The organism is Seonamhaeicola sp., assembly GCF_028281565.1.
Classification (GTDB): Bacteria; Bacteroidota; Bacteroidia; order Flavobacteriales; family Flavobacteriaceae; genus Seonamhaeicola.
Genome location: NZ_JANQJQ010000048.1, coordinates 23,986 through 36,305 on the forward strand (window position 1 = coordinate 23,986; position 12,320 = coordinate 36,305).

The window sequence follows — 12,320 nt, forward strand, 5'->3', positions numbered from 1 at the left end:
TATATTCCATTTTAATAGTTTTATTTTCTATATTTTTTTATTATCATTGATTTTTTGCCTGTTTATCCCGAAATTTGATTTAGCAAAATCAAATGTTATGTCTTTCAAACCCGCAAACAATATTCAGGATCTGCAATATTTTGGAGAATTCGGAGGGGTGAACCCTTCCATTTCAGATTCGTCAACCTATACCTTTTTATCAGCTAAAACCATGTTCGATACCTTTGAAGGTAACGCCGATGGTTGCTACCTGTATTCGCGCCACTCCTCGCCTTCTAACCTGTATTTGGGAGAAGCTTTAGCCGCTATGGAAGGTACGGAAACCGCTAATGTAACATCCTCAGGCATGGGCGCTATTACTTCGGTTATATTACAATTGTGCAACGCCGGAGATCATGTGGTGTCTAGCAGAACCATTTACGGAGGTACTTATGCGTTTTTAAAGAATTTTACACCGAAATTAAATATCAATACCTCGTTTGTCGATATCACAAACTTAGAGGCTGTTGAAGCTGCCATTACTGAGAACACGAAAATGATCTATTGTGAATCGGTTAGTAATCCGCTTTTGGAAATAGCTGATATTAAAGGGCTCGCAGCTATTGCCAAACGCCATGATTTAAAGCTTGTGGTAGATAATACCTTTTCACCCTTATCCATTTCTCCTGCCAAACTAGGTGCCGATGTGGTGATCCATAGTTTAACAAAATTCATCAACGGCTCCAGTGATACGGTTGGTGGTGTAGTTTGCGGTACCCAGGACTTTATAAACGAATTGCGAAACGTTAATGACGGCGCTTCCATGTTATTGGGTGTGACTATGGATAGCTTAAGAGCCTCGTCTGTTCTAAAGAACTTAAGGACCTTACACATCCGAATGCAACAACATAGCAAAAACGGGCTTTATCTTGCTGAAAAATTTGAAGCTGACGGGCTTAAAACCGTTTATCCCGGATTAGCGTCTCACTCATCACATACATTGTTTAAGGACATGATGAATACCGAATATGGTTTCGGAGGCATGCTTACTATTGACGTGGGGTCTTTAGACAAGGCCAACGAACTCATGGAAATGATGCAGGAGAAGAATTTAGGCTATTTAGCCGTTAGTTTAGGCTTTTATAAAACCCTGTTCAGTGCGCCGGGAACGTCTACATCCTCTGAAATTCCTTTGGAAGAACAGGAACAAATGGGATTGACCGACGGCCTGATACGCTTCTCCATAGGATTGGATGCCGACATCAAACGCACCTATAACATGATGCGAAGCTGTATGGAAGAATTAGGCATTTTATCAACAGAAGAAGTAACGAAAGTAGCTTAGCTTAGGTGAACTTGATTTAACTAAAACTGCAAAACCGTATTTCACAAGATTATCGGTTAACAAAACGTTTTGCTTTATAAACACCCTCCTTAACAAAAGCTTCGCTCTCTAACTTCAATCAAAGGTGTACTTTGATTTCGTTAATCTCAAGGGAGGAATGTTACTCGCAAAATTGTCCCCTTGAGGATTATTGAAGTGAAAATATATTTTCATTGAAGATACCGAGCGTAGCTCTATAGGGGTGTTTACTTACCTTTTAGTCGTACCCACAGGGCATTCAGGGCATCAGAGACATTATCTTCGGTGCCCTCAAAGGGCTTCATGTTCAATTCGCCGTTATCGTCGTACAACACAAACCTGAAGACCGAGGAGTTCGAGTTTTCCTCACTGGTGATCGGATAGCGTAAATCGTTATACAGGTATTCGTTTGCCCCTGTTTTATAGATGCTGTAGTAGTGATTGCTAAACCAGGCCAGGTCTCCAACACGTTTATAGGTATCCGGTGAGAGTGCCCGCTCTTTTTTCAGCTCCCTGAAATCTGAAAACAGGTTGTCTTTGTCCAGTAACGAGTAATAGCCTACCCAATAAGTGGAATCGGTTTCAGCAATGCCATACCAAAGAATGTTGTTAAAAATAGTGGGCTGCGTATAGTTTCTTTTAAAATCTATCTTATTGGTGATCAAGGACTTTTTAAACACCGTATCCATATACAGTTTATTCCCGAACGTGAACAGCAAATACAGCGAACTTATACCAATGCCCAGCTTTAAAACAAACCGCCTTTTAACTGAAGTTCTTCTGAAAAACATCAGGACGATCAGGCATAATAAAAACGGTAAGGTGTAAATGGGGTCCACTACGGCAATATTGTTGAAAGCCACCCTGTAATTGCTTATCGGAGCAAATAACTGCGTGCCATACGGTGTAAAACAATCCAGGATAGGATGTGTAAACAGCGACCAAAAGAATAGGTTTTTCCAATCCTTTTGAGTGGTTGTATGTAGTCGTTTTCCGGTGTTATATAATTTATGTGTGATCCAGCCTAAAATAATGGCAGCCACCACAGAAAACAAAATGGAATGCATAAACCCGCGGTGGAACAACATGGCATCAATTTCATTGCCATGGATCCAGCTTCCAACAAAAACATCCAGGTCCGGAATGGTCCCGCCAATAGCTCCGAAAAGCAGGGCCTTGTTCCCTATTTTCCTGCCTAAGACCGCTTCGCCGCAGGCAGCACCTAAAACAATTTGCGTTAATGAATCCATAGATGATCTAAAACCGAAGCAAATGTACAGAACTATTTCTATTTGCAAACATGGCTCTAAAGTCGTAACATTACGTTGAAAATTTCAAAAACGCTTCATGGATAGCCAAAATATAAAACCCAGAGACCCCCAGGACGAAAATATCATTACCAATAAAGAACTTAATATCTGGGAGGCGCTCATTCCGGTTTTTGCTTTGGTTGGCATGCTTTTTTACAATGTGTTCTTTGTATTTAAAGATGATGCTTTAAGCGGCAGTAACCAGTTTATTTTATTATTAGGCGCAGCTGTGGCTGCCATTGTTGGGTTTTTCAACAAAGTATCTTACCGGCAAATGCTGGATGAAGTGGCCGAAAATGTCAAATCCACCACCGGAGCCCTTTTGATCTTGCTTATGGTTGGGGCTTTGGCCGGTACCTGGTTGATAAGCGGTATCATTCCGTCCATGATCTATTACGGTTTGCAAATTTTGAATCCGACTATATTTTTGGCTGCCTGTGTGATCATTTGTGCCATTATTTCCATTGCCACCGGAAGCTCCTGGACCACTTCTGCTACCGTAGGCATCGCCTTAGTGGGTATTGCCAAAACACTGGATGTTTCCGTAGGCATGACTGCCGGTGCTGTATTGTCAGGCGCCTATTTTGGTGATAAAATGTCGCCCTTAAGTGATACTACGAACCTTGCTCCTGCCATGGCCGGTGGTGAACTGTTTTCCCATATTCGCTATATGGCTTTAACTACGGTTCCCACCATTACCGTGACGCTCCTTGTGTTTGTTATTATCGGATTTAATATTGATACTACAGGCTCCCCGGATATTTCGGATAAACTCACCGCTATTAATGGGGCTTTTAATATTTCGCCCTGGTTATTTATAGTACCCGTTATAGTAATCTATATGATCATCAAAAAAACACCGCCTTTGGTAGCGCTTTTGGTGGGCACCTTATTGGGCGGTATTGCGGCCATCATTGCTCAACCGGGTATTGTGGCAACTGTTGCCGGAACGGATTCCCTGACCTTTCATTCGGCTTACAAAGGGGTTATGAATGCCATGACCGTGGATGCGTCTGTGGAAACCTCAGACCCTGTTTTAAACGACCTGTTTTCTTCGGGTGGTATGAGCGGGATGTTAGGCACTATCTGGTTAATTATCTGCGCTATGGTCTTTGGTGGCGTTATGGATGCTATCGGTGCCCTATCCAGGATCAGTCAGGCCCTGTTAGGTCTGGCATCTTCAACCTTTGGCCTGTTCGCCAGTACGGTGGCCAGTTGTTTGGCTTTGAATGTGACGGCCTCCGACCAATACTTGGCCATCGTAGTTCCTGGGAAAATGTTTAAAAAAGCTTATGAAGATAAAGGTTTGGCACCTGAAAATTTAAGCAGGACTTTAGAGGATTCCGGTACCGTAACCTCCGTTTTAATTCCGTGGAATACCTGCGGGGCTTACCAATCGGGTGTGTTGGGGGTTCCCGTGATAGATTATCTCTTCTTTGCCATTTTTAACTGGTTGAGTCCGTTTACAACCTTGCTCTTTGCAGCCTTCTCAATTAAAATAAAGCAATTGACCGCTAAAGCATAGCTAACCTACTCATTTTCAGATAGCATAAATAAATACTATGAATACATAAGTATTTAAAATCTTACAGCTGTTTGTTTTTGTTGCGTAACTGTATATTTTTGCCACTTCGAAAACAAAATCATTAATTATAAAATTTTAAAAACAAATGGCTTTAGTAGGGAAAAAATTTCCGGATTTAAACGTAGACGCAATGAACGATATGGGCGATACTTTTAAATTAAACGTATTAGAGGAAGCAGTTAACAACAAGAAAAAGGTAGTATTGTTCTGGTATCCAAAAGATTTCACTTTTGTGTGTCCAACAGAATTACATGCATTTCAATCCGCTTTAGGGGAGTTTGAAAAAAGAAATACTATTGTAATCGGAGCTTCTTGCGACACGCCTGAAGTACACTTTGCCTGGTTAAATACGGAAAAAGATAACGGTGGTATTGAAGGCGTTACTTATCCGCTTTTAGCTGATTCTAACAGAAACTTAGCCTCTACCTTAGGGATCTTAGATATTACGAACGAAACATACAATGAAGAGACCGGTGTGGTAACTGTTGACGGTGATAACGTGACTTACAGAGCCACCTACATCATTGATGAAGACGGTATTGTACAACACGAAAGTATCAACAACATGCCATTAGGCCGAAACGTACAGGAATACATTCGTTTGGTGGATGCTTTAACGCATGTACAGGAAAAAGGTGAAGTTTGCCCGGCTAACTGGGAAGAAGGTAAAGATGCTATGAACGCTGACAGAGCCGGTGTAGCTGAGTATTTAGCGGCGCACGTGAACTAAAGAAATCCCAAACGTCATTGCGAGCGAAGTGAAGCAATCTGTTTAATGATAGTAGATTGCTTCGTTCCACTCGCAAAGACGGTAATATTACAGTTATGGTAAAAGAATTAGAACAAGACAACCTGCAAAATCTGGTAACGGAAAACGACACGGTGGTGGTTCAATACTCTGCTTCGTGGTGTGGCAATTGCCGCATTATGAAACCTAAAGTAAAGAAGTTGGCTTCTGAACTGGAAGACGTTACCTTTATCATTGCCGATGCTGAAAAGTTTCCAGAGTCCAGAAAATTAGCCACGGTGGATAATTTACCGACATTCGCAGCTTTTAAAAATGGTGCCTTTGTAAACCAGGTACAGACCAACAAGTTTGATGTTTTAAAAGCACTTGTTGAAGAAGTAGCATAACAATAACTCATGTCAGTTCGAGTGTCACGCCATTAAGCGTGATGTATCGAGAACCAAAAAAAAGAGATTTCCGCTTTCCTGTCCGTTCTCCAGGCGGGCGCGGAAATGATAAATAAAATATCATTTATGAAATTACCCGTAATAAAACATTTAACCACTTTCATCGAGGAAAACGACGAAGATTTTGTGGTAGAAACCATTGAAACTTTAGAGTCCTTAACTGAAGTGTCCTCTTTAAAGGATGAAGAACTGGATGTGATTGGCGAGTTATTGTCTAACCTTTACGGTGCTTTGGAGGTTAACAAGATGACCAAAGACGGTACGCCTAAAAAGGAGGCTTTAAATAGCTTTATGGGGCGTGTGATGGGGTCTATTGATACCTGACCACTTCAGCAGAACTGTCCTTCTGAACGCACTGTCATTCTGAGCGAAGCGAAGAATCTTATTTATTTGACCAAAAGTTCTTTAAGGTTCCGGAGATTCTTGTTTTATTGATACCTAACTGAAACAAAAAAATGTGTATAGAAAACCACTTCATTTGAAGTGGTTTTTTTATTGCAAAGAATTGAATTTGTAGAAATTTTCAGCTATATTCGTGAGTATAGTGAATTATTATAAAAGCGTTACTTATTGTTGTAAAAAACATTTTTGGTACTTGCAGCTAACAAACAAAATACTTATAATCAGATAATTGAAAACAAAAACATATAAAAGAAATATACATAATTGCTGCTTATATAACCGTTCTATGCAATCTGACAAAACTATATGAGAAATGATATACGGAAATGGGTTTTAAAAAATTTCGGAAACATATTTAGTGTTTTCGGAGTTTTCGCAACCCTGTATTTTGGTATTTTCTACATTCCAGATTATATAGAGGAATCTCAAAACGCAAAACTGAACAACGCTTCGAAAGAAGTAATTCAATCAATTAAAGAGTTAGTCTATTCAGATTCTATAGCTTCTGTAAAAGAAATAAAAGCACTAATAAGAAGTAAAGAAGTTGGAGCTAATCTAAAATTTGAAAATTCAGACAAATGGTTTCTTTTAAGAGCAGAGGAATCATTTATGGAAGATAAATTCATTCCTCTAACCGAAAGAAGAAAATTAATTGCGGAAATTGAAAATCTAACTTCTAACTTACCTCAAACTAATGATAAGGAACCTGAGAAACTACAACAGAGCAAATCTAAATGGATTTCTTCTGCTTTGTCAATTTTAGGGACTTTACTCGCATTACTTGGAGGGTATTTTTCATTTAGAGCAAATTATTTAACTCGAAAAAGTAAGGATGAGGAAATAGAAAATGAATTAAAAGAGGCTCAAACAGAAATTGGTGCAACAATTATGTCTGTTGGTTATCAGAAAATTGAAAAAGATATTTTGAGCATTTTAGAAAAATCCAAGTATGATATAAATCCAAATTCATTTAATAAAACTGATAGAGAATTTGACTTTGAATTTAGAAAGGGGAAACGAAAGTACTTTGTTGAAGTAAAAGTTTTAAGAGCAAGTAAAGTTGGTTTAAAATCTATAGAATCTTTTTTATTACAACTTCGCGGAACAAGAGGAATCGGGATATTTATTTATAATACCGAACTCACGACTTTAAGTGCAAGTAGAATTCGGGATTTTAACAAAATAGATAAGTTTAGCAAAGTTTATACGATTCAGTTTACGAATAAATCCGAAGTTGAAAAGAAAATTAAAGAAATTGTAGAAAAGACTGCATAGAACAATGGCTATAAGTAATTGCTTATTCTTGCCTATTTTGGAAATTCCGCAGAAATTTACAACTTAGTGCGTACTTGCAAAGTTAAGTGTCAACCCGAGCAACTACACATAGCTGAAACCGTTAGAGACAATCACAAAATGACCAAAAATAGTACAACATATGATAAGATAATTTTGAAATTTAAGCAGAATAAGTTGCTTAGCATAATACTTGTAGCTGGAACCGTAATTATCGCGATTGGAAGCTTTACGGACTCAATAGATAAAATTTCTAAAGTATTTAATCTTGAACCAAAGGACAATGCAGAAGTAGAAATATTTTACAAAGCCATAGAAAAACATCTTGAATCTAGGGGTAGAAAAAGTACTCATCAAGAAGTTGTAGACTACGCTGAATACATGGCTAAAGAATCTGAATTGCTGGCTTCAGCTTGGGATGAAATAGTTAATTCTCTCATAAATGGGGCGGTTAATAATGATACGCTAAAAATCAAGGAAATCAGAACTAAGTATAAATCTGGTTTGAGAATAAACGGCATGCTCTTTACTAGAATAACTGAGTTATACTCAATCTATCAGAATGATCCAAACCATAAATCACATGAATGGGTTGAGAAAATTTCACTTTCTGTTGCTGAAATTATTCATTGGAGAGAAATTTCTGTAGAAGGATTAGAAGAAGTGCTGAATAGCCTTGATAATCCAGAGTTTTTTGATGCACAGAATACTTTTGACCAGCTCAAGAGTTTATCGCAATCTGTTGAAGTACTAAAAAAAGAATCAGCAAAGATTCATGCATTATCTCTGGCAATAAAAATGAAAGTGCCTAATAATAAGTAAGCGGCATTAAAACGACCGTTTACTAAAACCGTTGTGTGCAACCAAAGAGAATTCATACTTAGGATTAAAATTTATGGAGAATTTGTTAACATCAACATTAAAAGATTTTGATTTAATTGAATCGCTAAATAAATACAATTATGACAAGGAATTAAGAAGAATAAAAAAAGGGAAATATGATAATATTATTAATAAAAAAAATGAAGAACTTCTGTATAAATCGAACAAAGAATTCTTCAAATTGTGTAGGTTTTTTTATAATACTTCAATAAAGTCAGGCAAAGGAAATCTATGTTATAGAAGTAGGGAAAATGAGACTAACCCCGATATTACTGCTCATAATTTACGCATTTTTTTTAATAGCAATCTTTTATTACAAATGGGGCTTATAGGGGGTACTGCAAGCCCAATAGCTCCTTTCCCAATTCCAAGTCCAGCACCATTCATTAGTAACTTCTTTGGGGCATCAACAAATTGTTAAAAATTATGTATATTATTAAAATTAATTTAACAATATTTTTTATTTTGATTTCATGTGGTATGGATAATATTAAGTTTGAAAACTTATTAGGAAAACACATTTCTGTTGCGGAAGCAACTATAGAAAATGATTTTAGTGAAACTAATTACAAAATACATAACACAGAAGTTAAATTTTATAGTAATGCTGAGTATTTACTTAAGCTACTAGATTATGAAATAAAAGATTATTTCAGCATGCCATATATTAATCTTTTTATCGAAACAGATAAAAATGATACAATAATATCTATTAACGTTCATTTCCAAAAGTTAATAAATCGTCAATTTTACAATGCTTTTAATAAAACCTATGGAGAACCAAGTAGTATATTGGTTATTAAAAAAAGAAATGTTATTAGCGAAGGTGTTGAAAATGATGATATTCATGGTTTTAATCAGTATTTGAGAAAAAGTGAATTAGAGTTAAGAGAAGGAACGTTTGAAGAAGGCCCATTATATATTATTTGGGAAAAGGAAAATTATCAAATAAAAGCATTGTTAAGGCAACAAAATATGAGTGAAATAACTTTTAAATCAAAATAAATTACTACCTACAACGCAGTACATAAAAAATAACAGATAAAGAGCTAAACCAAAGGTTTGGTTCTTTCTGCTAGCTTTATTTTTAACCGAAAAACCATTGTGTTTTAAGCCTACTACTTTTCATATACAAAATCGTTACCTGCAAGCTGTAAAATGATAATCCGATACAACATATTGACAATAATGGTTTTGCTTCTCTGCTCTTGCAATGAAAAAGCTAAAAAACAAAAAACTGAACATTATTCGGAGCCAATTAAAGAATCTAAAACTGAATTAAAAACCGAATCGGAACTAGATACTGACTACTTCATATCTGCTGAACTTTTTGTGAAAGAGGTGCTAAAAGATCATTTGAGAATGCACTCTTTTGATGCTTCTGATTTGAATAAACCAAAGCATACCGAAATTTTTGACAACGTTGGACTTAAAAATATAGTAGCCTACTCGAATAAGAATTATCCAAAAAATAGTGAACCTAATAGTTATGAGCATTTCATTCTTTTTGTTGCCAACTATCATAGCGAATTGAATGCCTTCAAAACGTTTGCTTCAATAAAAATGACCTCTAAAGAAAAGCCAGCTGAATACCAATTAGCTCAAAAGAAATTTGTTGAACGTATTAAAGCATTGAATATCGGAACCAAACCAGGTGGAATGATAATGCAGAGAGGTAAACAAATATTTAGTTTAGTGGAGACTTGTCGAGAAACACCTATTGGCGGAACTTGGCAAGATTATGAAGATAAATTCATTGGATTTATAGTAGAAAACGGAGAAGAAGTTGAAATACTAAATTCCGATTGTGGTATGGACAAATATAGAATTGAAAAGAGAAAAGCCAGCAGGTAACAAAGAACTGAGTTAAAAAACAAGTGTTCTTGGTTTAATCTCGATCCCTAGCTGATGCAAGTTTGTAACTCCTACCATTAATACAAAACCAAAGATTCAATCCAGTTCTTCGAAGTTTTCAACTTCGAAACTTTTTGGGCGTGTCACGGGGTCTATTGATACCTGACTGAAGCAAAAAAACACGTATAGAAAACCACTTCTTTTGAAGTGGTTTTTTTATAACCATATATTGAATTTGTCGGAAATTTAGTTAAATTAGTATGCCTAATAAAAATACATGGTAAGCCTCTTTAAAGTATTGCAAAACAAGCCTTGGTAACAAAAAACAAATTGACAAACAAGTGGTTACAAAAAGTAGTAGAAAGAAGAAATATGCGTAATTAGCGTATACTTAACCGTTAGCAGCAATTTGACGAAAAATGTGAAATCAAGAAAAGAAATAGAAAGAATAGTCTTTTATTCAAAAGAGGATGGAGCCACAAGTCATAACCTGATTAAAGCAGAGAAATTATTAAACAATTTTAGTTCTGAACATAAATTTACACTTAATGATTTACTTGAATTCTACAACATAAAACTATATTTTGATAACGACCTATTTTTAACCAAATGGAGTGAATCAGACAAAGAAAAGTACAATCAAATTGTAGAGGAAAATTGGTTATCGTTAAAAAACAGGTTTTTAAAAATTAACAACCTAAATATTGAGGAAATTATAAACGATTTAGAATATCGATATAAAAATAACTTTTGGGAGTTAATCAATAAACTAAGCATTTATAAAAACATATCTCAACCAACATTTAGTTGTATCCTCGAAAATTTTTCATCCCAAATAAATTACATACTGCCACAAAAGAATATTGTTCAAAAATTCAATAAAGTAATCAGAGATTTTTTGCTGACATATAAAAATTCCGCTGAAATTTTACTGTCTCAATTTGAAGAAAAGAAAACTGACAAAAAAACACCTAAATTTTATTTCCCAAAAAGCCTTAGTTTATCAGATAAAGAAAATATTATAAGTGCTTACTTAGACCGTGAAGATTCCAACTTAAATTATGTAAGGCTAGCCCAAAAATCAAAAGATTCAAATGAATTAAAGCTTTCTGACAAGACTAGATACAAAGCAAAGAAAAAAGCTGAAGAACAAAACAATGAAATACTAGAAAAAGGACATACTTGGAGTATCAGAGTTCAAGGTGGCTTGAGTAAAGACCAAGATGAGCCTGTAATATTTAAAAATGAAAAAGGATTAATTGAAGCTATTTACAGCGAAAAATACTTAGATGGAATTGAAAACCAAGTTGATTTATTTAAAGTGTTTAGTTACCTATTTAGTTATACTGATGAAACCTCATTAATCTACTTAGTGAGCAAAGCAAGTGAATTAGACGTTATGGAGCGTGTAATGGGTTTAAAATCAAAAAATGAGTATGATATAGGAGAAGTCTTTACTAGAAAGGAAATGCTTTCTATTTTACAGTTACATCTCATTGAAAATTATTTGAAAAGAAAAGATAGCGGAATTGAGCAAATAATTAATTCATTTATTTCATATTTAAACGAATTTCTTGAACCAAATAATTTAATATTTCAAGTTAGAGTTTCAGACTCACCTGCGTTAGACAAAATTCGTACTCTTTTACCCGATTTTGATTTTTTACTAAAACAATATAAAAATTTGGCTGATGAAGGTACTATTGATATTGAGCTTCTTCAAGTAAGTTCTAAACCAATTGGATTTAGTCAAATTACCAGTCAAAATAACATAAAGTATGTTTATTCTAATGACAGACTAATTCTACAGGTCAAACACATATTTTTTTCAGACCAAAGTCATATGTACTATACAGAAACTTTTGGAACAAAACATACTAATCTGTTTGATTTACTAACACAGGAAACGGTTAGTATCGAGGATTTTGCAAACTATCAAAAAGATACAATTCAAAGTTTAGTTAAAGACGGTTATCTAAGAATCAATAAGGAAAATAATGTAGAAATAGATAAAATCACTTTTATATACATCATTAGAGAAATTCATAGAAATGAATTATTGAGTTATTGGCATTATCCAAAATTCGTAAGAGACGAAATTGACTTGTTAATAGAGGAAAAAAAGTTGTTTGTCGAAAACACTTTGTTTTCTAAAGAAGAAGTAAAATATCTTAATTTCTATCTAAACCAAAAGATATATACAAATGGTTATGATTTAAGAAACAAGTATTCACATGGAACAAATACTCAATCTGAACAAAAACACAAAAATGATTATTATTTAATACTCAAAATAATTATTCTTACTTTGTTAAAGATTGAGGATGATATAATTATAAATAAAAAAACTGCTGCTAACAATGGATATAAGTAATTGCTGGTTCTCGCCTACTTCTGAAAATCCGCGAGGATTTTCAGCTTGGTGTGTACTTGCAAAGTTGAGTGTTAAACCACGCAA

12 protein-coding genes are annotated in these 12,320 nt (G+C 35.1%); 11 read left to right on the forward strand and 1 reads right to left on the reverse strand.

The window, feature by feature from the left end; genetic code table 11:
- The first annotated feature begins 97 nt into the window (after positions 1–97).
- Positions 98–1,324: an aminotransferase class I/II-fold pyridoxal phosphate-dependent enzyme gene (locus Q0983_RS20625; protein ID WP_299557171.1), complete on the forward strand. Its 1,227-nt coding sequence runs from the start codon at positions 98–100 to the stop codon at positions 1,322–1,324.
- Between the two features lie 245 nt (positions 1,325–1,569).
- On the opposite strand, the gene Q0983_RS20630 is transcribed toward Q0983_RS20625, so the two are convergent.
- Entirely contained in the window at positions 1,570–2,592 is a 1,023-nt protein-coding gene (locus Q0983_RS20630; protein WP_299557173.1) for a metal-dependent hydrolase, read from the reverse strand.
- A gap of 97 nt (positions 2,593–2,689) precedes the next feature.
- Between Q0983_RS20630 and nhaC the strand changes: the two genes are divergently transcribed.
- The 10 genes from nhaC to Q0983_RS20680 all read left to right on the forward strand — a co-directional run bounded on the left by nhaC (position 2,690) and on the right by Q0983_RS20680 (position 12,236).
- On the forward strand, positions 2,690–4,177 hold the full coding sequence (gene nhaC, locus Q0983_RS20635) for a Na+/H+ antiporter NhaC (RefSeq protein WP_299557175.1): 1,488 nt from the start codon (positions 2,690–2,692) through the stop codon (positions 4,175–4,177).
- 145 nt (positions 4,178–4,322) lie between these two features.
- A complete protein-coding gene (locus Q0983_RS20640) occupies positions 4,323–4,967 on the forward strand; it encodes a peroxiredoxin (RefSeq protein WP_299557177.1) in 645 nt (214 codons plus the stop codon).
- A 95-nt stretch (positions 4,968–5,062) separates the two neighbouring features.
- Positions 5,063–5,371, forward strand: coding sequence for a thioredoxin family protein (locus Q0983_RS20645; protein ID WP_299557179.1), 309 nt, complete (start codon positions 5,063–5,065; stop codon positions 5,369–5,371).
- A gap of 126 nt (positions 5,372–5,497) precedes the next feature.
- Positions 5,498–5,755, forward strand: coding sequence for a hypothetical protein (locus Q0983_RS20650; protein WP_299557181.1), 258 nt, complete (start codon positions 5,498–5,500; stop codon positions 5,753–5,755).
- A 384-nt stretch (positions 5,756–6,139) separates the two neighbouring features.
- Complete coding sequence (locus Q0983_RS20655; RefSeq protein ID WP_299557183.1) at positions 6,140–7,108, forward strand: hypothetical protein; 969 nt, start codon at positions 6,140–6,142, stop codon at positions 7,106–7,108.
- 138 nt (positions 7,109–7,246) lie between these two features.
- The gene (locus tag Q0983_RS20660; RefSeq protein ID WP_299557185.1) at positions 7,247–7,948 is read left to right on the forward strand and encodes a hypothetical protein; all 702 of its coding nucleotides are present in this window, start codon (positions 7,247–7,249) and stop codon (positions 7,946–7,948) included.
- 73 nt (positions 7,949–8,021) lie between these two features.
- Positions 8,022–8,429, forward strand: coding sequence for a hypothetical protein (locus Q0983_RS20665; RefSeq protein WP_299557187.1), 408 nt, complete (start codon positions 8,022–8,024; stop codon positions 8,427–8,429).
- A gap of 5 nt (positions 8,430–8,434) precedes the next feature.
- A complete protein-coding gene (locus Q0983_RS20670; RefSeq protein ID WP_299557189.1) occupies positions 8,435–9,013 on the forward strand; it encodes a hypothetical protein in 579 nt (192 codons plus the stop codon).
- A 183-nt stretch (positions 9,014–9,196) separates the two neighbouring features.
- On the forward strand, positions 9,197–9,862 hold the full coding sequence (locus Q0983_RS20675; RefSeq protein WP_299557191.1) for a hypothetical protein: 666 nt from the start codon (positions 9,197–9,199) through the stop codon (positions 9,860–9,862).
- 421 nt (positions 9,863–10,283) lie between these two features.
- Complete coding sequence (locus Q0983_RS20680) at positions 10,284–12,236, forward strand: hypothetical protein (RefSeq protein WP_299557193.1); 1,953 nt, start codon at positions 10,284–10,286, stop codon at positions 12,234–12,236.
- The last annotated feature ends 84 nt before the right edge of the window (positions 12,237–12,320 follow it).